Here is a 23,192-nt window from a genome sequence, read left to right on the forward strand (position 1 = left end):
TTTCCTTCTTTCTCTGCGGTCATGCCGGCCGTCAGCATCGGTTGGTTTCATGGCGTCCAAGCCCCTCCCGCCCGACAAACAGAAGCTCGCCACGGAAGAGGCGGCCGAGCTCGACGACAAGCTTGTCCCTACCGTCAAGCCGGACCTCGAAGACGACGAGGACGATGAAGACGAGGAGGATGACGGGCTGGAGCTCGATGACGACGATGAGGACGAGGACCTCGTCGTCTTTACCGCGCGCGAGGCCGCCGGCGCGCTCGCGACCATCCTGGGCTTCGTCAAACCCTTCCTGGTCAATTACAAGCAGATGCTGTCCTTCGTGGCGTTTGGCGTCTTCGTCGAGACGCTATTCAACGTCATCATGCCGCTCAGCCTGAAGTACCTGATCGACGACGCGCTCGGCGAGGAGGATTTCCAGGCGCTGTACAAGATCCTCGGCGTGCTCGCGGTCGCGGGCATCTTCACCTCGATCGTCGCGGTCTGGTACGAGCGCTGGGATGCGCGGCTCGCGGCGTGCATCATCTCCGACGTCCGCAAACGGCTGTTCGAGCACGTCCAGGACCTGCCGGCGGCCTATTTCGGCCGCACCAAGCGCGGCGAGATCCTGTCGCGCTTCTCCGTTGACCTCGCGGCCTTCGAGGGCTCGGTCAAGACCTTCGCCAACAGCGCGGCATTGCCGTTCCTGGAGTTGATCGCGGGAATCATCCTCATGGTGTTCCTGAACTGGCAGCTCGCGGCGGTTGCGCTGCTGGTGTTCCCGATCACGCTGATCGGTCCCCGCATGCTGACGCCGAAGGCCGTTCAGGCGAATTACGAGCAGAAGCTCAATGAGTCCGCGCTGCTCGGCATGGTGCAGGAGAACGTGGCGGCGCAGGCCGTGATCAAGGCGTTCAGCCTGCAACGCCGGATGTTCGGCTTCTTCACCTTTCGCAACGACGAGACGCGAAACAGGATGGCCTCGGCGGCGTTCCTGTCGACCATGGTAGAGCGGACGGTCACCATCTCGGTGCTGCTCTTGCATCTCGTCGTGCTCGCGATCGGCGCATATCTGGCGACAAAGGGTCAGATCACCATCGGCACCTTCGTCACCTTCGAGAGCGCGTTCTGGGAGGTGTCCTACAACATCGCCCATGTGATGCACTTCATCCCCGTGTCGATCTCCTCGGCAGCCGCGATTCGTCACATGCAGGAGCTGCTCGACGAGCCCACGCGCAGCGCCGATCGTGCCGGCGCGCCCGATCTGCCCCGCATCACCAACGACATCACCTTCGACCACGTGACGTTCCAGTACGAAGGCAGCCAGACGCCGGTGCTGGACAATCTCAGCCTCAAGCTCAATGTCGGCAAGCGCATTGCCGTCGTCGGTCCCTCGGGCTCCGGCAAAAGCACGCTGCTGAATCTGATCCTGCGGCTCTATGTGCCGGACGAGGGGCGGGTCACCATCGACGGCGTCGACGTCCGCAAGGTGACGCTGGATTCGCTGCGCCGGAGCATGGCGGTGGTGTTCCAGGAGAACATGCTGTTCAACATGTCGATCCGGGAGAACATACGGCTCGGCAAGGAGGGCGCGACCGACGAGGAGGTGGAGGAGGCGGCCAAGAAGGCCGAGATCCACCGCTACATCATGAGCCTGCCGCAGCGATACGACACGCCGGTGGGCGAGCGCGGCGATACCTTGTCGGGCGGCCAGCGCCAGCGCATTGCGATCGCGCGCGCGGTCATCCGTAATCCCTCCGTGCTGCTGCTGGACGAAGCCACTTCGGCGCTCGACCAGACCACGGAAGCCGCAATCAACCGCACGCTGCTGAAGGTTGCCAAGGGCCGCACCATGATCTGGTCGACCCACCGCCTGACCTCGGTGGTCGAGATGGACGAGATCATCGTGATTTCAGGGGGCAGGGCGATCGAGCGCGGCTCGCATGCCGAGCTGCTCGCCAAGAACGGCACCTATCGCAAGCTGTGGAACGACCAGATCCATCAACCGCATGGCGCGCCGGCTCACGTCGACGAGGACAGCGACGATGACGACGAGGATGAAGACGACCTCGGCGAGGACGATGAGGAGGAGTGACCGAGGAAGTTCGGCTCCAGATCGAAGGCTCCTCCAAGCGGCCGCAATAGCCCCTGAACCGACCAGGCAATGAAGCGTGCCCAGCGCTGCGCCGTCCAATAGGGGCTCGTCGCAATCGAGACCGAGCGGAAGTCGAACGCCTTCGCCGCCGACCAATCGTCGCACGCCCGCTTGACCGGATCTACGTAGAAGGTGGCGATCTTGCTTGTATCCATCCCGTCGGAGGCCAGCCACTGCGGGATGTAGAGGTTGCAGAGCCGCTCGACGTCGGTGAAGACCTTGTCGCAGCCGGTGCCGGCGGCAGGGCAGGAGGTCGAGAAGGCATCGCCCACCAGCACGAGGCCGGGTTGGCCGCTGGCATCGTTCACATAGAGATCGACCGGGCGGATTTTCAGCTCACCGGGAATGTCGAATCGTCCGGTGATGCGCTTGAGCCGTGGCAGCGCGGCGTTCAGCGTCTCGGCGGGCGCTCGGCGCAGCTCAACCAGCCAGGGATCGTCGAAGCTGCGGTAGACGAACAGATTGGCGCGCATCCGCGTCCCGATCGGAAAAAGCGTGAGATAGGGGATGCGGTCGCTCGGCCGTTCCGAGAAATAGGTCAGCGCCGGGAAGTCGAACGAGTCCCGTCCCGCGGGCACCACGTCGAACCCGATCGAAATCGAATGGCAGGCACTGACGACTGTTCGGGCGATTCCCAGCTGGTGGCGCAGGCCGACATTGAGGCCGTTGGCGAGCACGACCAGTCGGGCGGAGACCATCTCGTCGTTGGACAGAGTGACCTTCTGCCGCTCCGTACTTGTCTCGACCGAGACGGCCTTGGCGCAGACGCGCTCGACACCGGCAGGAATTTCGTCGCGGACAGCGTTGACGAGGGAATCGTAGAGGATGTTGAACTGCCGGCTTGGCGCCTTGTCGAGAAGGCGGCCAAAGCGCGCGATCCAGTTCTCACCCACAAAGGTCGCGCGGCGCAGCACCGATTCGGCGATTCCCGTCTGCAAGAATCGCCCGACCTGCACGTGGCCGCTGAGTTTTTCGACTCGAAAGTCCGCAGAATAGCTCTCATGCGGATCGATCAGGATGGTCGAAATGCCGCTACGGCCGAGCATCGCGGCGGCGGTCGAGCCGGACAATCCCCCGCCGATAATGGCAATGTCGGTGTACCGCATGGTGCCAATCCCTGCCCAAGGCGGTACATTGGCGCCCCAACAGGAAAGAAAGCCTTAGCCAAAGGTCATAAAAGTATATTTAACCCGGGTATAAATTGGATTCGAGGTGGCGGAACGCGCTCTTCATTTCCATGTCGCGAAGGCGCAGCGAGCGGCCCAGGAAGCGATTTCGGCAGGCGCGGGAAGCGCTTCTGACTGACGTTTCGCCTTGACTTGACCGACTCCCACTTATAGAACCCCCTCACTTAACGACAGGCGGTGAGCATCGCCAACGTCGGAACGGGCCACCTGTTTGATCCCCTGGGATCGCCAAGACAGGCACCAACCTCGACGAATGCCGCTCAAACGCTGTCGATCATAGCTAGGCAATGCCAGTGCGATTTTAGGTCTCGTGAGCATGTTCTCTCGAGATCGAATTCGGATGCATGACCTCGGTGCGCGGACCGCAGCTTCAAGCTGACCGGTTCAACTACTGCGGTCCTCTGTGGCGTCGAAGCGCTTTCCGCCCGTTGATGGGTGGTTGGCGCGATTTCGCTTTGTGCGGATTGTTCCGCGCAAGGCGGCCTCGTCGGGCGGGTAGCTCGAAAGAATTTGCGGACCCGGTGACGGGCCGCGGCAGAACACAAAGGGTAATGCCAGGATGCCGACGATCAACCAGCTGATCGCTCAACCGCGGGAAGTGCAGAAGTCGCGCAAGAAGGTGCCGGCGCTGCAGCAGTCGCCGCAGAAGCGCGGTGTTTGCACGCGCGTTTACACCACGACCCCGAAGAAGCCGAACTCGGCGCTTCGTAAGGTTGCCAAGGTGCGCCTGACCAATGGCTTCGAGGTGATCGGCTACATCCCCGGTGAGGGCCATAACCTCCAGGAGCACTCGGTGGTCATGATCCGCGGCGGTCGCGTCAAGGATTTGCCCGGCGTGCGCTATCACATCCTCCGCGGCGTTCTGGATACCCAGGGCGTCAAGAACCGTAAGCAGCGCCGTTCGAAGTACGGCGCCAAGCGTCCGAAGTAAGCGGGAACCAGGTCCATGTCTCGTCGCCATTCTGCCGAAAAGCGCGAAGTCCTTCCCGATCCGAAGTTCGGGAATATCATCGTCACGAAGTTCATGAATTCGGTGATGTACGCCGGAAAGAAGTCGGTCGCCGAAGGCATCGTCTACGGCGCGTTCGGCCTCATCGAAAGCAAGACCAAGCAGAACCCGCTCGGCGTGTTCGAGCAGGCACTCGAGAACGTCATGCCGACGATCGAAGTGCGCTCCCGCCGCGTCGGCGGCGCGACCTATCAGGTTCCGGTCGAAGTTCGCTCGGTGCGCCGTCAGGCGCTGGGTATTCGCTGGTTGATCTCGGCTGCGCGCGATCGCAACGAGAAGACGATGACCGAGCGGCTCTCTGCGGAGCTTCTGGACGCGTCGAACAACCGGGGTAACGCCGTCAAGAAGCGCGAAGACGTGCACCGGATGGCGGAAGCCAACCGCGCCTTCTCGCACTATCGCTGGTAACGGCGACACACGGAATCTAAGGAACACTCCATGCCCCGCGTTCATGCCATAGAGAACTACCGTAACTTCGGTATCATGGCGCATATCGATGCCGGCAAGACCACGACCACCGAGCGCATCCTCTATTATACCGGCAAGAGCCACAAAATCGGCGAAGTGCACGAAGGTGCCGCGACGATGGACTGGATGGAGCAGGAGCAGGAGCGCGGCATTACGATTACGTCGGCCGCGACCACCGCGTTCTGGGAAGGCAAGCGTCTCAACATCATCGACACTCCCGGCCACGTCGACTTCACCATCGAAGTCGAGCGCAGCTTGCGCGTGCTCGACGGCGCCGTGTGCGTGCTCGACTCGAACCAGGGCGTCGAGCCCCAGACCGAGACGGTCTGGCGCCAGGGCGACAAGTACAAAGTTCCGCGCATCGTCTTCGCCAACAAGATGGATAAGACCGGCGCCGACTTCTACAAGTGCATGCAGGACATTATCGATCGTCTCGGCGCAAAGCCGATCGCGATCCAACTTCCGATCGGTTCCGAGAACAACTTCAAGGGTCTGGTCGATCTCGTTCGCATGAAGGGCGTGATCTGGGAAGAAGAGAAGCTCGACGCCAAGTTCGTGGACATCGATATTCCCGAGGACATGGTCGAGAAGGCCAAGGAATATCGCGAGAAGCTGCTGGAAGCCGCCGTCGAGCTCGACGACGAAGTTCTCGCCGCTTACCTCGACGGCAAGGAGCCCGATGAGGCGACGTTGAAGCGCTTGATCCGCAAGGCCGTGCTGACTGGCGCGTTCTTCCCGGTGTTGTGCGGCTCGGCGTTCAAGAACAAGGGCGTGCAGCCTTTGCTCGACGCGGTCGTGGATTATCTGCCGTCGCCGGTTGACGTGCCGGCCATCAAGGGCGTCGATGAAGACGGCAACGAGGTCGTTCGCCTGCCGGACGACAAGGAGCCGCTGGCTCTGTTGGCCTTCAAGATCATGGACGACCCGTTCGTCGGCACCATCACTTTCTGCCGCATCTATTCCGGCACGCTGCTGTCGGGTACCGGCGTCATCAATTCGACGCGCGACCGCAAGGAGCGCATTGGTCGCATGTTGCTGATGCATGCGAACAACCGCGAAGACATCAAGGAAGCCTATGCCGGCGACATCGTTGCGCTGGCTGGCCTGAAGGAAGCGCGCACCGGTGACACGCTGTGCGATCCCGACAAGGCGGTGATCCTCGAAAAGATGGAATTCCCCGAGCCGGTCATCGAGATCGCGATCGAGCCCAAGTCCAAGGCCGACCAGGAAAAGCTCGGTGTGGCGCTGGCGAAGCTCGCTGCGGAGGATCCGTCCTTCCGCGTGTCGACCGACCAGGAGTCCGGCCAGACCATCCTCAAGGGAATGGGCGAGCTCCATCTCGACATCAAGGTCGACATTCTCCGCCGCACCTACAAGGTCGATGCCAACATCGGCGCGCCGCAGGTGGCGTTCCGTGAGCGCGTCACCAAGAGGGCCGAGGTCAAGTACACCCACAAGAAGCAGACGGGCGGTACCGGTCAGTTCGCGGAAGTGTCGATCGTGGTCGAGCCGAACGAGCCCGGCAAGGGTTACGAGTTCGAGTCCAAGATCGTCGGCGGTGCGGTTCCGAAGGAATACATCCCCGGCGTCGAAAAGGGCCTCAACAGCGTGATGGGCTCTGGTGTCGTCGCGGGCTTCCCCGTGGTCGACGTCAAGGTTCAGCTCGTCGACGGCAAGTATCACGACGTCGACTCGTCGGCGCTCGCCTTCGAAATCGCATCGCGTGCTGCATTCCGCGAAGCCTTGCAGAAGGGCAAGTCCGTCCTGCTCGAGCCGATCATGAAGGTCGAAGTGGTGACCCCGGAAGATTACACCGGCTCCGTCATCGGCGACCTGAATTCCCGGCGCGGTCAGATCCAGGGTCAGGACATGCGCGGCAACGCCAACGTCATCAACGCGATGGTGCCGCTCATGAACATGTTCGGTTACGTGAATAACCTGCGCTCGATGAGCCAGGGTCGCGCAACCTTCACCATGCAGTTCGACCACTACGCAGAAGCGCCGGCCAACGTGTCGGCAGAAGTCCAGAAGAAGTTTGCCTGATTGTCGTCGGTCTCGAACTGACGATTGAACGGAGAGTCAAATGGCCAAAGCAAAGTTTGAACGTAACAAGCCGCACTGCAATATCGGCACCATCGGTCACGTCGACCATGGCAAGACGTCGCTGACCGCGGCGATCACCAAGGTCCTCGCCGAAGCCGGCGGTGCGACGTTCACGGCGTACGACCAGATCGATAAGGCGCCGGAAGAGAAGGCGCGCGGCATCACGATCTCGACGGCCCACGTCGAATACGAAACCAAGAATCGCCACTACGCGCACGTCGACTGCCCCGGCCACGCCGACTACGTGAAGAACATGATCACCGGCGCTGCCCAGATGGACGGTGCGATCCTGGTCGTGTCGGCCGCCGACGGTCCGATGCCGCAGACCCGCGAGCACATCCTGCTCGCCCGCCAGGTCGGCGTTCCCGCGCTGGTCGTGTTCCTCAACAAGTGCGACATGGTCGACGATCCGGAACTGCTCGAGCTGGTCGAGCTCGAGGTTCGCGAGCTGCTCTCGAAGTACGAATTCCCGGGCGACACCATCCCGATCATCAAGGGCTCGGCGCTCGCCGCCCTCGAAGATTCCGACAAGACGCTCGGCCATGAGGCCATCCTCGAGCTGATGAAGCAGGTCGACGCTTACATTCCGCAGCCGGAGCGTCCGGTCGACCTTCCGTTCCTGATGCCGGTTGAAGACGTGTTCTCGATCTCGGGCCGCGGCACCGTCGTGACCGGCCGTGTCGAGCGCGGTATCGTCAAGGTCGGCGAGGAAATCGAGATCGTCGGTCTGCGCGCCACGCAGAAGACCACGGTTACCGGCGTCGAAATGTTCCGCAAGCTGCTCGATCAGGGCCAGGCCGGCGACAACATCGGTGCGCTGCTTCGTGGTACCAAGCGCGAGGACGTCGAGCGCGGCCAGGTGCTGTGCAAGCCGGGTTCGGTCAAGCCGCACACCAAGTTCAAGGCTGAGGCCTACATCCTCACCAAGGAAGAGGGCGGCCGCCACACCCCGTTCTTCACCAACTACCGTCCGCAGTTCTACTTCCGCACCACCGACGTGACCGGTGTCGTGCATCTGCCGGAGGGTACCGAGATGGTGATGCCGGGCGACAACATCGCGATGGAAGTGCACCTGATCGTGCCGATCGCGATGGAAGAGAAGCTCCGCTTCGCGATCCGCGAAGGCGGCCGCACCGTCGGCGCCGGCGTCGTCGCCTCGATCATCGAGTAATTACGAGAATAGGGATCGGCGAATAGCGAATGTGACATTCGCTATTCGCTATTCGCCACCCCACTGAAGAAAGACCACGGCAATGAACGGCCAAAATATTCGCATCCGTCTCAAGGCGTTCGACCATCGTATCCTCGATACGTCGACCCGCGAGATCGTGAACACGGCGAAGCGCACCGGCGCGCAGGTCCGCGGACCCATTCCGCTGCCCACCCGCATCGAGAAGTTCACCGTCAACCGTTCGCCGCACGTCGACAAGAAGAGCCGCGAGCAGTTCGAGATGCGCACTCACAAGCGCCTGCTCGACATCGTCGACCCGACCCCGCAGACCGTCGATGCTTTGATGAAGCTCGACCTGGCCGCCGGTGTCGACGTCGAGATCAAGCTCTAAGATTTTTGGATCACGTTCGCCACTAGCGGACAGAAAGAACAGGAAGCACGCCGATGCGCTCCGGAGTGATCGCACAAAAGGTCGGGATGACGCGGGTCTTTACAGAGGCCGGCGAACATATCCCCGTGACCGTGCTGAAGCTCGGCAATTGCCAGGTCGTAGGCCACCGCACCGAAGAGAAAAACGGTTATGTCGCGCTCCAGCTTGGTTCTGGCAGCCGCAAGACCGTGTACATGCCCAAGGCGGAGCGCGGCCAGTTCGCGGTCGCCAAGGTCGAGCCGAAGCGGCAGGTCGAGGAATTCCGCGTCTCCGCGGATCAGATGATCCCCGTCGGTGCCGAGATCCTGGCCGACCACTTTGTCGTCGGTCAGTTCGTCGACGTCACCGGTACTTCGGTCGGTAAGGGTTTTGCCGGCGGTATGAAGCGCTGGAACTTCGGCGGTCTGCGCGCCACTCACGGCGTCTCGGTCTCGCACCGTTCGATCGGTTCGACCGGTGGCCGTCAGGATCCGGGCAAGACCTGGAAGAACAAGAAGATGCCCGGTCACATGGGCGTCGACCGCATCACCACGCTCAACCTTCGGGTCGTTCAGCTCGATGTCGAGCGCGGTCTGATCCTCGTCGAAGGCGCCGTTCCCGGTTCCAAGGGCGGCTGGATCCGCGTGCGCGACGCCGTCAAGAAGCCGCTGCCGAAGGAAGCTCCGAAGCCCGGCAAGTTCAAGGTTGCTGGCGAAGCGGACGCTGCTCCGGCTGCGCAGGAGGCGTGAGATGGAATTGAAGGTCACGACCCTCGAAGGTAAGGAAGCCGGCTCGGTCCAGCTTTCCGACACCATTTTCGGCCTCGAGCCGCGCCAGGACATCATTGCACGTTGCGTGCAGTGGCAGCTCAACAAGCGCCAGGCCGGTACGCACAAGGCCAAGGGCCGCGCCGAGATCTGGCGCACCGGCAAGAAGATGTACAAGCAGAAGGGCACCGGTGGTGCTCGTCACGGCTCGGCTCGCGTGCCGCAGTTCCGTGGCGGTGGCCGTGCCTTCGGTCCGGTGGTGCGTTCGCACGCCACCGACCTGCCGAAGAAGGTCCGTGCGCTCGCCCTCAAGCATGCGCTCTCGGCAAAGGCCAAGGACGGCGATCTCATCGTGATCGACAAGGCCGCGCTGGAAGCTGCCAAGACCAAGGCGCTGCTCGGTCATTTCTCTGGTCTGGGTTTGACCAACGCGCTGATCATCGACGGCGCCGAGCTCAACAACGGCTTCGCCGCTGCAGCCCGCAACATCCCGAACATGGACGTGCTGCCGATCCAGGGCATCAACGTCTATGACATCCTGCGCCGTCGGAAGCTTGTTCTGACCAAGGCCGCCATCGATGCGCTGGAGGCGCGCTTCAAATGACGAAGAACATCGAGCCTCGCCACTACGACGTGATCCTGTCGCCGGTCGTGACCGAAAAGGCCACGATCGCCTCGGAGCACAACAAGGTGCTGTTCAAGGTGGCCGCAAAGGCGACCAAGCCGCAGATCAAGGAAGCGATCGAGAAGCTGTTCGACGTCAAGGTCAAGAGTGTCAACACGCTGGTCCGCAAGGGCAAGACCAAGATCTTCCGCGGCAATCTCGGCTCGCAGTCGAACTCCAAGCGCGCGATCGTGACTCTCGAAGAGGGTCACCGGATCGACGTGACCACCGGTCTGTAAGGTCGTACGACGATGGCACTGAAGACATTCAATCCCACGACGCCGGGCCAGCGCCAGCTGGTCATGGTCGATCGTTCGGCCCTCTACAAGGGCAAGCCTGTCAAGGCGCTCACCGAAGGCAAGCACTCCTCTGGCGGCCGCAACAACACCGGTCGCATCACCGTGCGCTTCCGCGGCGGCGGTCATAAGCGGACGTTGCGTACGGTGGATTTCAAGCGTGACAAGGTCGATGCGCCCGCGACGGTCGAGCGGCTGGAATACGATCCGAACCGCACCGCCTTCATCGCGCTGGTCAAGTACGAAGACGGCACCCAGGCCTATATCCTGGCGCCGCAGCGTTTGGCCGTCGGTGATTCCGTCGTCGCCGGCAACTATGTCGACGTGAAGCCGGGCAATGTCATGCCGCTCGGCAACATGCCGGTCGGCACGATCATCCACAACATCGAGGTCAAGATCGGGAAGGGCGGCCAGCTCGCCCGTTCCGCGGGCACCTACGCCCAGCTCGTCGGTCGCGACCAGGACTACGTGATCGTCCGCCTGAACTCGGGCGAACAGCGCCTGGTGCACGGCCGTTGCCGCGCCACGATTGGCGCGGTGTCGAACCCGGATCACATGAACACGTCGATCGGCAAGGCCGGCCGCAACCGTTGGCTGGGCCGCAAACCGCACAACCGCGGCGTTTCGATGAACCCGATCGACCATCCGCACGGCGGTGGTGAAGGTCGTACCTCGGGCGGTCGCCACCCGGTTACTCCGTGGGGCAAGCCGACCAAGGGCAAGAAGACCCGCTCGAACAAGTCGACCAACAAATTCATTCTCCTAAGCCGCCACAAGCGGAAGAAGTAAGGAACGCCGGACATGGTTCGTTCAGTCTGGAAAGGCCCGTTCGTCGAGGGTTCTCTGCTCAAGAAGGCAGATGCCGCGCGCTCGTCCGGCCGTCACGACGTCATCAAGATCTGGAGCCGTCGCTCGACGATCCTGCCGCAATTCGTCGGCCTGACCTTCGGCGTCTACAACGGTCAGAAGCACGTGCCGGTGGCCGTCAACGAGGAAATGGTCGGTCACAAGTTCGGCGAGTTCTCGCCGACCCGTACCTTCCATGGCCACTCCGGGGACAAGAAAGCCAAGAAGGCTTGAGGATTAAACGATGAGCAAACCTAAGCGCGAACGGAGCCTCGCCGAGAACGAGGCCAAGGCGGTCGCCCGGATGCTGCGGGTGAGCCCGCAGAAGCTCAACCTGGTCGCCCAGCTCATTCGCGGCCGGAAGGCGGCTGCTGCGCTCGCCGACCTGCAGTTTTCGCGCAAGCGGATCGCGGTTGACGTGAAGAAGTGCCTGGAATCGGCTATTGCCAACGCCGAGAACAACCACGACCTCGACGTCGACGATCTCGTCGTGGCGCAGGCCTTCGTCGGCAATGGCCTCGTGATGAAGCGCTTTGCCGCCCGCGGCCGTGGCCGCTCGGGCCGTGTCTACAAACCATTTTCACAGCTGACGATCATCGTTCGTCAGGTCGAAGCCGCAGCAGCGGCTTAAGGGACGCAGGAGAACACGATGGGTCAAAAGATCAATCCGATCGGTCTGCGTCTCGGCATCAACCGGACCTGGGATTCCCGCTGGTACGCCGGCAAGCAGGAATACGGCAAGCTGCTGCACGAGGACGTCAAGATCCGCGAGATCCTGCACAAGGAGCTCAAGCAGGCGGCCGTCGCCCGCATCGTGATCGAGCGTCCGCACAAGAAGTGCCGCGTCACCATCCACTCGGCTCGTCCGGGCGTGGTGATCGGCAAGAAGGGTGCCGACATCGACAAGCTGCGCAAGAAGGTCGCGGACATCACCGCGTCCGACGTCGTCATCAACATCGTCGAAATCCGCAAGCCGGAGCTCGATGCGACGCTGGTGGCCGAGTCGATCGCGCAGCAGCTGGAGCGCCGCGTGGCGTTCCGCCGCGCCATGAAGCGCGCCGTCCAGTCGGCGATGCGTCTCGGCGCGGAAGGCATCCGCATCAACTGCTCGGGACGTCTGGGCGGTGCGGAAATCGCGCGCATGGAGTGGTACCGCGAAGGTCGCGTGCCGCTGCACACGCTGCGCGCAGACATCGACTACGGCGTTGCGACCGCGTTCACGACCTTCGGCACCTGCGGTGTCAAGGTCTGGATCTTCAAGGGCGAGATCCTCGAGCACGATCCGATGGCCCAGGACAAGAGAATGGCCGAAGGTGAGACTGGTGGCGGCGGCGATCGCGGCGGCCGGCAGCGCCGGGACAACGCTGCAGCCTGACGCCAGCACAGAGAATTTGAGGGCTTGAAGCCATGATGCAACCTAAGAAAACGAAGTTCCGGAAGGCGCATAAGGGCCGTATCCACGGCGTTGCGTCTTCGGGCGCGACGTTGGCGTTCGGCCAGTTCGGTCTGAAGGCGACCGAGCCTGAGCGCGTCACCGCGCGCCAGATCGAAGCCGCTCGCCGCGCGCTGACCCGCCACATGAAGCGCGCCGGCCGCGTCTGGATCCGCATATTCCCCGACGTTCCCGTGTCGAAGAAGCCTGCCGAAGTCCGCATGGGTTCCGGCAAGGGCGCGCCGGAATTGTGGGTCGCGCGCGTCAAGCCGGGCCGGGTACTGTTCGAGATCGACGGCGTCAACACCCAGACAGCGCGTGAAGCGCTGACCCTGGCGGCAGCCAAGCTGCCGATCAAGACGCGCTTCGTCGAGCGCATTGCGGAGTAATGGCCATGGCCCAGATGAAAATCGAAGACATCCGCGCGTTGAGCCCCGATCAGCAGGATGACGCCATCCTGAACCTGAAGAAGGAGCGCTTCAACCTGCGCTTCCAGCGCGCCACCGGGCAGCTCGAGAACACCTCGCGCCTGCGCGAGGCCCGCCGTGACATCGCCCGGATCAAGACCGTCGCCGCGCAGACGCGCGCGAAGAAGAAGTAAGAGGCTTACGAAGATGCCGAAACGTACTTTGCAGGGCGTGGTCGTCAGCGACAAGCAAGCCAAGACCATCGTGGTGCGCGTCGATCGCCGCTTTACGCACCCGATCTACAAGAAGACGATCCGCCGTTCGAAGAACTACCACGCGCACGACGAGAGCAACGAGTTCAAGCCGGGCGACATGGTGTGGATCGAGGAATCGAAGCCGATTTCGAAGTTGAAGCGCTGGGTCGTGATCCGGGGCGAACACAAGAAAAGCGCCTGATCTGTTGGCTTTAGCCGACTGACTTCAGGTAAATGTTGAGCGCCGGCTGGGCTGGCGCAAAGAGAAGAGGACGAGGTGCATCAATGATTCAGATGCAGACCAACCTCGACGTGGCCGATAATTCTGGCGCACGCCGTGTCATGTGTATCAAGGTGCTCGGGGGCTCCAAGCGCCGCTACGCCACGATCGGCGACATCATCGTTGTCTCGATCAAGGAAGCGATTCCGCGTGGCAAGGTGAAGAAGGGCGATGTGATGAAGGCCGTCGTGGTGCGCGTCCGCAAGGACATCCGCCGCGCCGACGGTTCGGTCATTCGCTTCGACCGCAACGCTGCCGTTCTGATCAACAATCAGTCCGAGCCGGTCGGTACCCGTATCTTCGGGCCCGTGCCGCGCGAGCTGCGCGCCAAGAACCACATGAAGATCATCTCGCTCGCGCCGGAGGTGCTGTGATGGCTGCGAAGATCCGCAAGGGCGACAAGGTCGTCGTGCTGACCGGCCGCGACAAGGGCCGCACCGGCGAGGTGTTCGAAGTGCGTCCCGACGCCGGTACGGCGCTCGTGCGTGGCATCAACATGGTCAAGCGTCACCAGAAGCAGACGCAGGCCCAGGAGGGCGGCATCATCTCGAAAGAGTCGCCGATCCAACTGTCCAACATCGCGTATGTCGGCAAGGACGGGAAGCCGACCCGCGTCGGATTCAAGATTCTGGCGGACGGCAAGAAGGTCCGCATCGCCAAGAGCTCGGGAGCTGAGATCGATGGCTGAGGCCGCTTACACGCCGCGCCTGCGCGCGGAATACGACGCGAAGATCCGGACGGAAATGACCGAGAAATTCGGTTATGAAAACGTCATGCAGGTTCCGCGCCTGGACAAGGTCGTGCTGAACATGGGCGTTGGCGATTCCGTCAACGACCGCAAGAAGGCCGAGAACGCCGCTGCGGAATTGACCCAGATCGCCGGCCAGAAGGCGATCGTGACCTATTCGCGCATCGCGATCGCGACCTTCAAGTTGCGTGAGAACCAGCCGATCGGCTGCAAGGTCACGCTGCGCAAGGCCCGCATGTACGAGTTCATCGATCGCCTGGTGACGGTCGCGCTGCCGCGCGTCCGCGACTTCCGCGGCTTGAACCCGAAGAGCTTCGATGGCCGCGGCAACTACTCGCTCGGCCTCAAGGAACACATCATTTTCCCCGAGATCGACTTCGACAAGGTCACGGAATCCCGCGGTATGGACATCACCGTCTGCACCACGGCCAAGACCGACGACGAGGCGAGGGCCTTGTTGACCGCTTTCAATTTCCCGTTCCGGCAGTGAGACGCTGACCTAAAGCCTCTCAAACGCGGATACCCAGGAGCCAAGCATGGCAAAGAAGAGTTCAGTCGAGAAGAACAACCGGCGCAAGCGGATGGCGAAGAACGCCGCTCCGAAGCGCGAGCGGTTGAAGGCGATCATCGCCGACAAGTCGCTGCCGATGGAGGAGCGGTTCGCCGCGACCCTGAAGCTGGCGGAAATGCCGCGCAACTCGTCGACGACCCGCATCCGTCTGCGTTGCGAGCTGTCGGGCCGTTCGCGCTCGAACTATCGCTTGACCAAACTGTCCCGCATCGCAATGCGGGATCTTGGCTCCAGGGGCATGGTCCCGGGCCTCGTAAAGTCCAGCTGGTAAGGAGGGTCGTTTAGATGTCTACGCACGATCCAATCAGCGATCTGATCACCCGCATCCGTAACGCGCAGATGCGTTCCAAGAACAAGGTCTCCACGCCTGGCTCGAAGATGCGTGAGAACGTCCTCGAGGTGCTCAAGAGCGAGGGCTACATCCGCGGTTACGCCACGCTCGAGCACTCCTCGGGCCGCAGCGAGATCGAGATCGAGCTGAAGTATTTCGACGGCGAGCCCGTTATCCGCGAGATCGAGCGTGTCTCCAAGCCCGGGCGTCGCGTTTACGCCTCGGTGAAGAACCTGCCGCGGGTCAATAACGGACTCGGCATTTCGGTGTTGTCGACGCCGAAGGGAATCATGGCTGACCACAGTGCGCGTGAAGCGAACGTGGGCGGTGAAGTTCTCTTCACGGTGTTCTGAGAAGGATTTTTGATCCATGTCACGTGTTGGCAAAAGGCCGGTAGCGGTGCCGTCGGGTGTGACCGCGACCGTCGACGGGCAGACCGTCAAGATGAAGGGGCCGAAGGGCCAGCTTCAGTTCGTCGTCCATAACGACGTCGAGGTGAAGCTCGACAACGGGCAGGTCAAGGTGAACCCCCGGGTCGAGACCAACCGCGCGCGGGCCCTGTACGGGACCGCTCGCGCCCAGGTCGCGAATCTGGTCGAAGGCGTCACCAAGGGTTTCGAGAAGAAGCTCGAAATCACCGGCGTCGGTTACCGCGCCGCGCTGCAGGGCAAGAACCTGCAGCTCGCGCTCGGCTACAGCCACGATGTGGTCTACGCGATCCCGGAAGGGATCACGATCACCGTGCCGAAGCCGACCGAGATCACGGTGACCGGCAGCGACATTCAGCGCGTCGGCCAGGTCGCCGCCGAGATTCGCTCCTATCGTCCGCCGGAGCCCTACAAGGGCAAGGGCGTGAAGTATGTTGGCGAATTCATCTTCCGCAAGGAAGGCAAGAAGAAGTAACGGAGCCGGTCATGTCGAAAGCCAAGGTTACGAATGCCCGGCGCAAGCGCAGTGTACGTCTAAAGCTGCGCCGCTCGGGTGGCGGCCGTCCGCGCCTGTCGGTGTTCCGCTCGTCCAAGCACATCTACGCCCAGGTCATCGACGACCTGAAGGGCGAGACGCTGGCCTCTGCCTCGTCGCTCGAGAAGTCGATGCGCGATGGCGGCAAGACCGGCGCCGACATCGATGCGGCGAAGGCGGTCGGCAAGCTGCTGGCCGAGCGCGCCGCCGAGAAGGGTGTCAAGGAAGTCGTGTTCGATCGCGGCAGCTATCTCTATCACGGGCGCGTCAAGGCTCTTGCCGACGCGGCGCGTGAGAGCGGGCTGAGCTTCTAACAGAATTTGAGGATTGAGGCGTAAGCCTCTGAAGGACTGGAAAAACCATGGCAGAACGCGAACAACGTGGTGGACGCGATCAACGCGGCGGCGGACGTGAACGCAGGGAAGAGCGCGACAGCGAGTTCGTCGACAAGCTCGTCCACATCAATCGCGTCGCCAAGGTCGTCAAGGGCGGCAAGCGCTTCGGTTTCGCAGCGCTGGTCGTGATCGGCGACCAGAAGGGCCGCGCCGGCTTCGGTCACGGCAAGGCGCGCGAAGTGCCCGAGGCGATCCGCAAGGCAACCGAATCCGCCAAGCGCAACCTGACGCGCGTGTCGTTGCGCGAGGGCCGCACGCTTCATCACGACATCGCCGGCCGTCATGGCGCGGGCCGTGTTTACCTGCGCGCAGCTCCGGCCGGTACCGGCATCATCGCCGGCGGTCCGATGCGCGCCGTGTTCGAGACGCTCGGCGTCCAGGACGTGGTTGCGAAGTCGATCGGCTCGTCGAACCCGTACAACATGGTTCGCGCGACCTTCGATGCGCTGAAGCATCAGGATTCGCCGCGCTCGGTCGCTGCCCGCCGCAATATCAAGGTGTCCACCCTCCAGTCCCGCCGTATCGGTGGTGACGCCGAGGCGGTTGCCGAATAACGCAAGCTTTTCGGAGTAGACGCCCATGGCCAAGAGTGCCGTTACGACCGCAAAGACGATCAAGATCGAGCAGACCGGCAGCGCGATCCGCCGCCATCACTCGCAGCGCTCGACGCTGATCGGGCTCAAGCTCAACAAGATCGGCCGCACCAGCGAACTGCCGGACACCCCGGCGGTCCGTGGCATGATCTTGAAAGTTCACCATCTCGTTCGCATCGTCGACGAGAAGTAAGCAAAGGCGCACGATCCCGGAGCGGGGACCCGTTTTCGGTGAAGGTCATGCGCAAGAAACAAGGAGCAGGGCGATGAAGCTCAGCGATATCGCCGACAATGCCGGCTCGCGCAAGAAGCGTATGCGCGTCGGCCGCGGCATTGGTTCGGGCAAGGGCAAGCAGGCCGGCCGCGGGGGCAAGGGCCAGACCGCGCGTTCGGGTGTGCGCATCAAGGGTTTCGAAGGCGGCCAGATGCCCTTGCATCGTCGTCTGCCCAAGCGCGGCTTCAACAACATCTTCCGCGTCGAGTTCGCCGAGATCAATCTCGACCGGCTCCAGGACGCGGTCGATGCCAAGAAGATCGACACCGGCAGCGTCGTGAACGTCGAATCCCTGGTCAAGGCCGGCGTGCTGCGCCGCGCCAAGGGTGGCCTGCGGCTGCTCGGCCGTGGCGAGTTCAAGGCCAAGCTCAACATCGAAGTGCACGGCGCCTCGAAGACCGCGATTGCGGCAGTCGAGAAGGCCGGCGGTTCGGTGAGGATCCTCGCGCCTGCCAAGGAAGAAGGCGAGGCGGCGTAACAACTGCGTCATCGGCCCGCGGCTCGCGGGCCTTTACGCATGCGGGACGATGGACTTATCGAAGCCGTAGCCCCAGATAATGTCCGGTGTCCGGTATAATGTAGCCCGGCCGCGGGCATAACGGCGCAATAAGCGGCGGGAGAAAGTCCAAGATGGCCTCTGCAGCGGAACAACTGGCAGCCAATCTCAATTTCGGTGCGTTTGCCAAGGCCGACGAACTGAAGAAGCGCATCTGGTTTACCCTGGGTGCGCTGCTCGTTTATCGGCTCGGGACCTACATCCCGCTCCCCGGCATCGATCCCAACATCTGGGAGCAGGTGTTCCGCTCCCAGGCGGGCGGCATCCTCGGCATGTTCAACATGTTCGCCGGCGGCGGCATTCACCGCATGGCGATCTTTGCGCTGAACATCATGCCGTACATCTCGGCCTCCATCATCATCCAGCTCCTGACCACCGTCTCGCCGCAGCTCGAGGCGCTGAAGAAGGAAGGCGAGTCCGGCCGCAAGCTGCTGAACCAGTACACCCGTTATCTCACGGTGATCCTGGCCGCGTTCCAGTCCTACGGCATTGCGGTGGGCCTCGAAGGCGCCGGCAACGTCGTCAGCGACCCCGGCATGTTCTTCCGCCTGTCGACGGCGATCACGCTGACCGGCGGCACCATGTTCCTGATGTGGCTGGGCGAGCAGATCACCTCGCGCGGCATCGGCAACGGCATTTCTCTGATCATTCTCTCCGGCATCGTCGCCGAGCTGCCCGCGGCGCTCGCCAACATGCTCGAACTCGGCCGTCAGGGTGCGATGTCGACCGGCCTGATTCTGGTCGTCATCGTCATGGCGGTGGCCGTGATCGCCTTCATCGTGTTCGTGGAGCGCGCCCAGCGCCGGCTCTTGATCCAGTATCCGAAGCGCCAAGTCGGCAACAAGATGTTCGAGGGGCAGTCCTCGCATCTGCCGCTCAAGCTCAACACCTCGGGCGTGATCCCGCCGATCTTCGCGTCCTCACTGCTGCTGCTGCCGACCACGGTTGCGAACTTCAATGCGGGCAGCGGGCCGGAATGGTTCCAGTGGATCACCACCCAGCTCGGCCACGGCCGTCCGCTGTTCCTGATCATGTATCTGGCGCTGATCGTGTTCTTCGCCTTCTTTTACACCGCGATCGTGTTCAATCCGACCGAGACTGCGGACAATCTGAAGAAGCACGGCGGCTTCATTCCGGGTATCCGCCCGGGCGAGCGTACCGCGGAATATATCGACTACGTGCTGTCGCGCATCACCGTGCTCGGCGCGGTCTATCTCGCGATCGTCTGCTTGATCCCGGAAATCCTGATCTCCTACGCGTCGGTGCCGTTCTACTTTGGCGGCACTTCGCTGCTGATCGTCGTCAGCGTCACCATGGACACGGTGGCACAGGTGCAGGGCTATCTCCTGGCGCATCAGTACGAAGGCCTGATCCGGAAGTCGAAGCTGCGCGGCCGCCGCCGTTAAGCGCGGCGTCCTCTCGGGCGGCGCAATTGCCGCCGCCGATTCGCCGCGCGTGCAACGCGCGCGGACGGCGAGCCGGCCATTCGGTCGCCTCGGCAAAGCCGCTCTTACTGTCGTGCAAGCACTGATCTCCAAGCACTGGTCTCAAAGGCTTCTTGGCGTCCGGCCATTTGCTCCCCTATGATATGGGTAGCGGTGCGGCGCTGATTATGATTTGCACTGTAACTGGACTTCAAAACACAGGTGCACGACGTATCGCGCACCAATCGGGGGGCGTACGCCGATGAGAATTATACTTCTGGGGCCGCCGGGATCGGGCAAGGGCACCCAGGCGCAGCTGCTGGTGCAGCGCTATGGCATCGTCCAGCTCTCGACCGGCGAGATGTTGCGTGCAGCGGTGGCGGCCGGAACGCCGGTCGGTCTCAAGGCCAAGGAGATCATGGCCAGCGGCGGCCTCGTGCCAGACGATGTCGTGGTCGGAATCATCTCCGATCGGATCGATCAGCCGGATGCCAAGAACGGTTTTATCCTCGACGGTTTCCCGCGGACCGTGCCGCAGGCCGAGGCGCTGGATGAGCTGCTCAAGCACAAGCACCTCAAGCTCGATGCCGTGATCGAGCTCCGCGTCAACGAGAGCGCGCTCCTGAACCGTGTCGAGACTCGCGTCGCCCAGATGCGCGAGCGCGGGGAGGAGGTCCGGCTCGACGACACTCCGGAAGTCCTCACCAAGCGACTCGCCAGCTACCGCAACCAGACGGAGCCGCTGATTCACTACTATTCCGAGCGGCGGAAGCTCTCGACCATCGACGGCATGATGGCCATCGACGAGGTCACCCGCGCCATCCATCGCCAGCTCCTGGCGCTCGGGGCGGTCGAGCCCAAGACACATGGCAAGACCCGCGCCCGGAGCGCGGCCAAGGCGGCCCCGGCCAGAAAGGCCAAGACTGCTAAGAAATCGGCCAAAAAGCCCGTGAAAGCGGCCAAAAAGGCTGCGAAATCCAAGAAGGCGGCCAAGAAGGCGACGAAGGCAGGCAAGAGAATCGTCAAGAAAGCCGCCAAGAAGGTAGGAAAGAAGAAGGCAGCCAAAAAGACCGCCAGGAAGGCTGTCAAGAAAGGTGCCAAAAAGGCCGCAAAAAAGGTCACGAAAAGGCGAGCTAAGCGCTAGCAGCGGTTGACGAAAGCCCCCTGAATCCCCTAATAAGCCCCGCATCCAAGTCGGATAGTTTCAAACGATGCCGGGCCCCAGGAAGACCAGGGGTGGGCGTCGTGTTCGCGTTTGTGAACACCTGCCCGAGAAACCAAGCACTTAAAGCCCGATTCCTGACGAGGGATTGGCGACAGGAGAGAAGGCCGTGGCCCGTATTGCCGGCGTGAACATCCCGACCAACAAGCGCGTGCTGATCGCGCTCCAGTACATCCATGGCATCGGTCAGAAGATCGCCGGTGAGATCATGGAGAAGGTGAAGATCCCAGACGATCGTCGGGTCAATCAGCTCAGCGACGCCGAAGTGCTTCAGATCCGCGAAGTGATCGACCGCGACTATCTCGTCGAGGGCGATTTGCGTCGTGAGGTCGGCATCAACATCAAGCGTCTGATGGATCTCGGCTGCTACCGCGGCCTGCGCCATCGTCGCGGTCTGCCGGTGCGTGGCCAGCGTACCCACACCAATGCGCGTACGCGCAAGGGTCCGGCCAAGGCCATCGCCGGCAAGAAGAAGTAAGTTTTCGCATCCAATCACGGCGTGTGGCGACCCGGGGATGACCCGTTCGCCACGCGCCTTTCGTTCCACAGGTGTAGCCGCTGGCATTACGGCGGCGTTTGAGATCTTCAGGAAAGGTAGTCTATGGGCAAGGAAGCCACCCGCGTTCGTCGTCGTGAGCGCAAGAACATCGCCTCCGGCGTCGCGCACGTGAACTCGTCGTTCAACAACACGACCATCACCATCACCGACGCGCAGGGCAACACGATTGCCTGGTCCTCCGCCGGCACGATGGGCTTCAAGGGCTCGCGCAAGTCGACCCCGTATGCCGCACAGGTTGCCGCCGAGGACGTGTCGAAGAAGGCGCAAGAGCACGGCATGCGCACGCTGGAAGTCGAAGTCGCCGGTCCCGGTTCGGGCCGCGAATCGGCGCTCCGGGCGCTGCAGGCCGCGGGCTTCACCGTCACCTCGATCCGCGACGTGACCACGATCCCGCACAACGGTTGCCGTCCCCGTAAGCGTCGGCGCGTTTGATACCAGATTGCGGGCGCATCGGCGCCCGCGATGACTTTTTGCAAAGCCGTGGAAATGATCTGCGGCCTTTCTCCAACGCCAGTGCCTGCAACAGCAGTCTGACTGGCCTGTATGGGTGAAACAGTGACGATCCAGAAAAATTGGCAAGAACTGATTCGGCCGAACAAGCTGCAGGTACAGCCCGGCAGCGATCCGACCCGTTTCGCGACCATCGTCGCCGAACCGCTCGAGCGCGGCTTCGGCCAGACGCTCGGCAACGCGCTGCGCCGCATCCTGCTGTCCTCGCTCCAGGGCGCGGCGGTGCAGTCGGTGCACATTGACGGCGTGCTGCACGAGTTCTCCTCGATCGCGGGCGTCCGTGAGGACGTCACCGACATCGTGCTCAACATCAAGGACATCTCGATCAAGATGCAGGGCGAAGGCCCCAAGCGCATGGTCGTCAAGAAGTCCGGCCCGGGCGTCGTCACCGCCGGCGACATCCAGACCGTGGGCGACGTCGTCGTGCTCAATCCCGACCTGCAGATCTGCACGCTCGACGAGGGCGCCGAGATCCGCATGGAGTTCACGGTCGCAACCGGCAAGGGCTACGTTCCCGCGGAGCGCAACCGCCCCGAGGACGCACCGATCGGCCTGATCCCGGTCGATAGCCTGTACTCGCCGGTCCGCAAGGTCTCCTACAAGGTCGAGAACACCCGCGAGGGCCAGATCCTCGACTACGACAAGCTGACCATGACGATCGAGACCAACGGCGCGCTGACGCCTGATGATTCCGTCGCCTACGCTGCGCGCATCCTGCAGGATCAGCTCAACGTGTTCGTCAACTTCGAAGAGCCGCGCAAGGAAGTCGCCCAGGAGATCATCCCGGACCTCGCCTTCAACCCGGCCTTCCTCAAGAAGGTGGACGAGCTCGAGCTGTCGGTGCGTTCGGCCAACTGCTTGAAGAACGACAACATCGTCTACATCGGCGACCTCGTGCAGAAGTCCGAAGCCGAAATGCTCCGCACTCCGAACTTCGGCCGCAAGTCGCTGAACGAGATCAAGGAAGTGTTGGCCCAGATGGGTCTGCACCTCGGCATGGAAGTGCCGGGCTGGCCGCCGGAGAACATCGACGAGCTCGCCAAGCGCTTCGAGGATCACTACTGATCCGAACGACGACAGGCTGAGGCGCGAATTCATCGCGCCTTAGCGGGCGAACGCAGGCAGCCCACCTGAGCAACTGGTCCGACGAACCGTCGCGACGAATGAAATTCAAGGAATAGATAAAATGCGTCACGGCAAGGTTCATCGCAAGCTCAACCGCACCGCCGAGCATCGCCGCGCGATGTTCGCCAACATGTGCGCCGCGCTGATCAAGCACGAGCAGATCGTCACCACGCTGCCGAAGGCGAAGGAATTGCGCCCGATCGTCGAGAAGCTGATTACCCTCGGCAAGAAGGGCGGGCTGGCCATGCGCCGCCAGGCCATCTCCGAGATGCGCGACAAGGATCAGGTCAGGAAGCTGTTCGACGTCTTGGCGCCCCGCTACAAGGATCGCCAGGGTGGCTACACCCGCATCATCAAGGCCGGCTTCCGCTACGGCGACAACGCCCCGATGGCCGTGATCGAGTTCGTCGATCGCGACGTCGATGCCAAGGGCCTGGATTCCGGTCCGGTGCAGGAAAAGGAAGCCGAGGCGGCGTAAGCCGACCGGCAGAGAGTTT

33 protein-coding genes are annotated in these 23,192 nt (G+C 62.5%); 32 read left to right on the top strand and 1 reads right to left on the bottom strand.

What is annotated here, in order from left to right; genetic code table 11:
• Positions 1-49: 49 nt before the first annotated feature.
• Positions 50-2,071, top strand: a complete 2,022-nt coding sequence (locus ABIB91_RS01990) for an ABC transporter ATP-binding protein (RefSeq protein WP_354158594.1) — start codon at positions 50-52, stop codon at positions 2,069-2,071.
• On the opposite strand, the gene ABIB91_RS01995 is transcribed toward ABIB91_RS01990, so the two are convergent.
• The gene (locus ABIB91_RS01995) at positions 1,999-3,237 is read right to left on the bottom strand and encodes an FAD-dependent oxidoreductase (RefSeq protein ID WP_354158592.1); all 1,239 of its coding nucleotides are present in this window, start codon (positions 3,235-3,237) and stop codon (positions 1,999-2,001) included. The genes ABIB91_RS01990 and ABIB91_RS01995 overlap by 73 nt on opposite strands.
• Positions 3,238-3,877: 640 nt before the next feature.
• On the opposite strand from ABIB91_RS01995, the gene rpsL reads away from it, so the two are divergent.
• The 31 genes from rpsL (at position 3,878) to rplQ (ending at position 23,173) form a co-directional block, all read left to right on the top strand.
• On the top strand, positions 3,878-4,249 hold the full coding sequence (rpsL, locus tag ABIB91_RS02000; protein ID WP_007603006.1) for a 30S ribosomal protein S12: 372 nt from the start codon (positions 3,878-3,880) through the stop codon (positions 4,247-4,249).
• Positions 4,250-4,264: 15 nt separating this feature from the next.
• On the top strand, positions 4,265-4,735 hold the full coding sequence (gene rpsG, locus ABIB91_RS02005) for a 30S ribosomal protein S7 (protein WP_007603009.1): 471 nt from the start codon (positions 4,265-4,267) through the stop codon (positions 4,733-4,735).
• A gap of 30 nt (positions 4,736-4,765) precedes the next feature.
• Positions 4,766-6,838, top strand: a complete 2,073-nt coding sequence (gene fusA / locus ABIB91_RS02010) for an elongation factor G (RefSeq protein WP_007603010.1) — start codon at positions 4,766-4,768, stop codon at positions 6,836-6,838.
• Between the two features lie 40 nt (positions 6,839-6,878).
• Entirely contained in the window at positions 6,879-8,069 is a 1,191-nt protein-coding gene (gene tuf / locus ABIB91_RS02015) for an elongation factor Tu (protein ID WP_007603012.1), read from the top strand.
• Positions 8,070-8,151: 82 nt separating this feature from the next.
• Positions 8,152-8,460, top strand: a complete 309-nt coding sequence (rpsJ, locus tag ABIB91_RS02020; protein WP_002712302.1) for a 30S ribosomal protein S10 — start codon at positions 8,152-8,154, stop codon at positions 8,458-8,460.
• Between the two features lie 53 nt (positions 8,461-8,513).
• Positions 8,514-9,227, top strand: a complete 714-nt coding sequence (rplC, locus tag ABIB91_RS02025) for a 50S ribosomal protein L3 (protein WP_007603016.1) — start codon at positions 8,514-8,516, stop codon at positions 9,225-9,227.
• Between the two features lies 1 nt (position 9,228).
• Entirely contained in the window at positions 9,229-9,849 is a 621-nt protein-coding gene (gene rplD, locus ABIB91_RS02030; RefSeq protein ID WP_007603018.1) for a 50S ribosomal protein L4, read from the top strand.
• A complete protein-coding gene (locus tag ABIB91_RS02035) occupies positions 9,846-10,148 on the top strand; it encodes a 50S ribosomal protein L23 (RefSeq protein WP_007603019.1) in 303 nt (100 codons plus the stop codon). The genes rplD and ABIB91_RS02035 overlap by 4 nt, the downstream gene beginning before the upstream one ends.
• Before the next feature lie 12 nt (positions 10,149-10,160).
• A complete protein-coding gene (rplB, locus tag ABIB91_RS02040; RefSeq protein ID WP_007603020.1) occupies positions 10,161-10,994 on the top strand; it encodes a 50S ribosomal protein L2 in 834 nt (277 codons plus the stop codon).
• 12 nt (positions 10,995-11,006) lie between these two features.
• Positions 11,007-11,285, top strand: a complete 279-nt coding sequence (rpsS, locus tag ABIB91_RS02045) for a 30S ribosomal protein S19 (protein WP_007603021.1) — start codon at positions 11,007-11,009, stop codon at positions 11,283-11,285.
• Between the two features lie 10 nt (positions 11,286-11,295).
• The gene (rplV, locus tag ABIB91_RS02050; protein ID WP_007603022.1) at positions 11,296-11,682 is read left to right on the top strand and encodes a 50S ribosomal protein L22; all 387 of its coding nucleotides are present in this window, start codon (positions 11,296-11,298) and stop codon (positions 11,680-11,682) included.
• 18 nt (positions 11,683-11,700) lie between these two features.
• Complete coding sequence (gene rpsC, locus ABIB91_RS02055; protein WP_007603023.1) at positions 11,701-12,426, top strand: 30S ribosomal protein S3; 726 nt, start codon at positions 11,701-11,703, stop codon at positions 12,424-12,426.
• A gap of 32 nt (positions 12,427-12,458) precedes the next feature.
• Entirely contained in the window at positions 12,459-12,872 is a 414-nt protein-coding gene (gene rplP / locus ABIB91_RS02060; protein WP_007603024.1) for a 50S ribosomal protein L16, read from the top strand.
• 5 nt (positions 12,873-12,877) lie between these two features.
• The gene (gene rpmC, locus ABIB91_RS02065; RefSeq protein WP_007603026.1) at positions 12,878-13,084 is read left to right on the top strand and encodes a 50S ribosomal protein L29; all 207 of its coding nucleotides are present in this window, start codon (positions 12,878-12,880) and stop codon (positions 13,082-13,084) included.
• A 13-nt stretch (positions 13,085-13,097) separates the two neighbouring features.
• Positions 13,098-13,346, top strand: coding sequence for a 30S ribosomal protein S17 (rpsQ, locus tag ABIB91_RS02070; protein WP_007603028.1), 249 nt, complete (start codon positions 13,098-13,100; stop codon positions 13,344-13,346).
• An 83-nt stretch (positions 13,347-13,429) separates the two neighbouring features.
• Positions 13,430-13,798, top strand: coding sequence for a 50S ribosomal protein L14 (gene rplN, locus ABIB91_RS02075; RefSeq protein ID WP_007603030.1), 369 nt, complete (start codon positions 13,430-13,432; stop codon positions 13,796-13,798).
• On the top strand, positions 13,798-14,112 hold the full coding sequence (gene rplX / locus ABIB91_RS02080; protein ID WP_007603031.1) for a 50S ribosomal protein L24: 315 nt from the start codon (positions 13,798-13,800) through the stop codon (positions 14,110-14,112). The genes rplN and rplX overlap by 1 nt, the downstream gene beginning before the upstream one ends.
• On the top strand, positions 14,105-14,662 hold the full coding sequence (rplE, locus tag ABIB91_RS02085; protein ID WP_007603032.1) for a 50S ribosomal protein L5: 558 nt from the start codon (positions 14,105-14,107) through the stop codon (positions 14,660-14,662). Before rplX ends, rplE begins: the two co-directional genes overlap by 8 nt.
• Positions 14,663-14,708: 46 nt before the next feature.
• A complete protein-coding gene (gene rpsN, locus ABIB91_RS02090; RefSeq protein WP_007603033.1) occupies positions 14,709-15,014 on the top strand; it encodes a 30S ribosomal protein S14 in 306 nt (101 codons plus the stop codon).
• Positions 15,015-15,028: 14 nt separating this feature from the next.
• The gene (rpsH, locus tag ABIB91_RS02095) at positions 15,029-15,427 is read left to right on the top strand and encodes a 30S ribosomal protein S8 (protein WP_007603034.1); all 399 of its coding nucleotides are present in this window, start codon (positions 15,029-15,031) and stop codon (positions 15,425-15,427) included.
• Between the two features lie 16 nt (positions 15,428-15,443).
• Complete coding sequence (gene rplF, locus ABIB91_RS02100; protein WP_007603035.1) at positions 15,444-15,977, top strand: 50S ribosomal protein L6; 534 nt, start codon at positions 15,444-15,446, stop codon at positions 15,975-15,977.
• An 11-nt stretch (positions 15,978-15,988) separates the two neighbouring features.
• The gene (gene rplR, locus ABIB91_RS02105) at positions 15,989-16,351 is read left to right on the top strand and encodes a 50S ribosomal protein L18 (RefSeq protein WP_007603036.1); all 363 of its coding nucleotides are present in this window, start codon (positions 15,989-15,991) and stop codon (positions 16,349-16,351) included.
• A gap of 47 nt (positions 16,352-16,398) precedes the next feature.
• Complete coding sequence (rpsE, locus tag ABIB91_RS02110) at positions 16,399-16,986, top strand: 30S ribosomal protein S5 (protein WP_007603037.1); 588 nt, start codon at positions 16,399-16,401, stop codon at positions 16,984-16,986.
• Between the two features lie 25 nt (positions 16,987-17,011).
• A complete protein-coding gene (gene rpmD / locus ABIB91_RS02115) occupies positions 17,012-17,218 on the top strand; it encodes a 50S ribosomal protein L30 (RefSeq protein ID WP_007603038.1) in 207 nt (68 codons plus the stop codon).
• A 73-nt stretch (positions 17,219-17,291) separates the two neighbouring features.
• Complete coding sequence (gene rplO / locus ABIB91_RS02120; RefSeq protein WP_354158580.1) at positions 17,292-17,777, top strand: 50S ribosomal protein L15; 486 nt, start codon at positions 17,292-17,294, stop codon at positions 17,775-17,777.
• Between the two features lie 152 nt (positions 17,778-17,929).
• Positions 17,930-19,261, top strand: coding sequence for a preprotein translocase subunit SecY (secY, locus tag ABIB91_RS02125; protein ID WP_007603040.1), 1,332 nt, complete (start codon positions 17,930-17,932; stop codon positions 19,259-19,261).
• A gap of 280 nt (positions 19,262-19,541) precedes the next feature.
• Complete coding sequence (locus tag ABIB91_RS02130) at positions 19,542-20,423, top strand: adenylate kinase (RefSeq protein WP_354158579.1); 882 nt, start codon at positions 19,542-19,544, stop codon at positions 20,421-20,423.
• Positions 20,424-20,610: 187 nt separating this feature from the next.
• Complete coding sequence (gene rpsM / locus ABIB91_RS02135) at positions 20,611-20,979, top strand: 30S ribosomal protein S13 (protein WP_007611599.1); 369 nt, start codon at positions 20,611-20,613, stop codon at positions 20,977-20,979.
• A 123-nt stretch (positions 20,980-21,102) separates the two neighbouring features.
• A complete protein-coding gene (gene rpsK / locus ABIB91_RS02140; protein ID WP_007603045.1) occupies positions 21,103-21,492 on the top strand; it encodes a 30S ribosomal protein S11 in 390 nt (129 codons plus the stop codon).
• 111 nt (positions 21,493-21,603) lie between these two features.
• Positions 21,604-22,635 (top strand): DNA-directed RNA polymerase subunit alpha, encoded by a 1,032-nt coding sequence (locus ABIB91_RS02145; RefSeq protein ID WP_007603046.1) that lies wholly within the window; start codon positions 21,604-21,606, stop codon positions 22,633-22,635.
• A 121-nt stretch (positions 22,636-22,756) separates the two neighbouring features.
• Entirely contained in the window at positions 22,757-23,173 is a 417-nt protein-coding gene (gene rplQ, locus ABIB91_RS02150) for a 50S ribosomal protein L17 (RefSeq protein ID WP_354158576.1), read from the top strand.
• Positions 23,174-23,192 lie beyond the last annotated feature (19 nt).

Origin of the sequence: Bradyrhizobium sp. JR4.3, assembly GCF_040547695.1 — a bacterium.
In the GTDB taxonomy this organism is placed as follows: Bacteria; Pseudomonadota; Alphaproteobacteria; order Rhizobiales; family Xanthobacteraceae; genus Bradyrhizobium; species Bradyrhizobium canariense.

Coding starts and splice junctions, on each gene's coding strand:
- rpsH (WP_007603034.1), top strand. CDS start 15,029: ATGTCTACGCACGATCCAATCAGCGATCTGATCACCCGCATCCGTAAC.
- rplP (WP_007603024.1), top strand. CDS start 12,459: ATGATGCAACCTAAGAAAACGAAGTTCCGGAAGGCGCATAAGGGCCGT.
- rpsG (WP_007603009.1), top strand. CDS start 4,265: ATGTCTCGTCGCCATTCTGCCGAAAAGCGCGAAGTCCTTCCCGATCCG.
- rplB (WP_007603020.1), top strand. CDS start 10,161: ATGGCACTGAAGACATTCAATCCCACGACGCCGGGCCAGCGCCAGCTG.
- rplR (WP_007603036.1), top strand. CDS start 15,989: ATGTCGAAAGCCAAGGTTACGAATGCCCGGCGCAAGCGCAGTGTACGT.
- rpsQ (WP_007603028.1), top strand. CDS start 13,098: ATGCCGAAACGTACTTTGCAGGGCGTGGTCGTCAGCGACAAGCAAGCC.
- rplN (WP_007603030.1), top strand. CDS start 13,430: ATGATTCAGATGCAGACCAACCTCGACGTGGCCGATAATTCTGGCGCA.
- ABIB91_RS01995 (WP_354158592.1), bottom strand. CDS start 3,237: ATGCGGTACACCGACATTGCCATTATCGGCGGGGGATTGTCCGGCTCG.
- ABIB91_RS02130 (WP_354158579.1), top strand. CDS start 19,542: ATGAGAATTATACTTCTGGGGCCGCCGGGATCGGGCAAGGGCACCCAG.
- fusA (WP_007603010.1), top strand. CDS start 4,766: ATGCCCCGCGTTCATGCCATAGAGAACTACCGTAACTTCGGTATCATG.
- ABIB91_RS02035 (WP_007603019.1), top strand. CDS start 9,846: ATGACGAAGAACATCGAGCCTCGCCACTACGACGTGATCCTGTCGCCG.
- rplQ (WP_354158576.1), top strand. CDS start 22,757: ATGCGTCACGGCAAGGTTCATCGCAAGCTCAACCGCACCGCCGAGCAT.
- rplE (WP_007603032.1), top strand. CDS start 14,105: ATGGCTGAGGCCGCTTACACGCCGCGCCTGCGCGCGGAATACGACGCG.
- rplC (WP_007603016.1), top strand. CDS start 8,514: ATGCGCTCCGGAGTGATCGCACAAAAGGTCGGGATGACGCGGGTCTTT.
- secY (WP_007603040.1), top strand. CDS start 17,930: ATGGCCTCTGCAGCGGAACAACTGGCAGCCAATCTCAATTTCGGTGCG.
- rplF (WP_007603035.1), top strand. CDS start 15,444: ATGTCACGTGTTGGCAAAAGGCCGGTAGCGGTGCCGTCGGGTGTGACC.
- tuf (WP_007603012.1), top strand. CDS start 6,879: ATGGCCAAAGCAAAGTTTGAACGTAACAAGCCGCACTGCAATATCGGC.
- rpsL (WP_007603006.1), top strand. CDS start 3,878: ATGCCGACGATCAACCAGCTGATCGCTCAACCGCGGGAAGTGCAGAAG.
- rpsE (WP_007603037.1), top strand. CDS start 16,399: ATGGCAGAACGCGAACAACGTGGTGGACGCGATCAACGCGGCGGCGGA.
- rpsC (WP_007603023.1), top strand. CDS start 11,701: ATGGGTCAAAAGATCAATCCGATCGGTCTGCGTCTCGGCATCAACCGG.
- rplV (WP_007603022.1), top strand. CDS start 11,296: ATGAGCAAACCTAAGCGCGAACGGAGCCTCGCCGAGAACGAGGCCAAG.
- rplD (WP_007603018.1), top strand. CDS start 9,229: ATGGAATTGAAGGTCACGACCCTCGAAGGTAAGGAAGCCGGCTCGGTC.
- ABIB91_RS01990 (WP_354158594.1), top strand. CDS start 50: ATGGCGTCCAAGCCCCTCCCGCCCGACAAACAGAAGCTCGCCACGGAA.
- rpmD (WP_007603038.1), top strand. CDS start 17,012: ATGGCCAAGAGTGCCGTTACGACCGCAAAGACGATCAAGATCGAGCAG.
- rplX (WP_007603031.1), top strand. CDS start 13,798: ATGGCTGCGAAGATCCGCAAGGGCGACAAGGTCGTCGTGCTGACCGGC.
- rpsN (WP_007603033.1), top strand. CDS start 14,709: ATGGCAAAGAAGAGTTCAGTCGAGAAGAACAACCGGCGCAAGCGGATG.
- rpmC (WP_007603026.1), top strand. CDS start 12,878: ATGGCCCAGATGAAAATCGAAGACATCCGCGCGTTGAGCCCCGATCAG.
- rpsK (WP_007603045.1), top strand. CDS start 21,103: ATGGGCAAGGAAGCCACCCGCGTTCGTCGTCGTGAGCGCAAGAACATC.
- ABIB91_RS02145 (WP_007603046.1), top strand. CDS start 21,604: ATGGGTGAAACAGTGACGATCCAGAAAAATTGGCAAGAACTGATTCGG.
- rpsS (WP_007603021.1), top strand. CDS start 11,007: ATGGTTCGTTCAGTCTGGAAAGGCCCGTTCGTCGAGGGTTCTCTGCTC.
- rpsJ (WP_002712302.1), top strand. CDS start 8,152: ATGAACGGCCAAAATATTCGCATCCGTCTCAAGGCGTTCGACCATCGT.
- rplO (WP_354158580.1), top strand. CDS start 17,292: ATGAAGCTCAGCGATATCGCCGACAATGCCGGCTCGCGCAAGAAGCGT.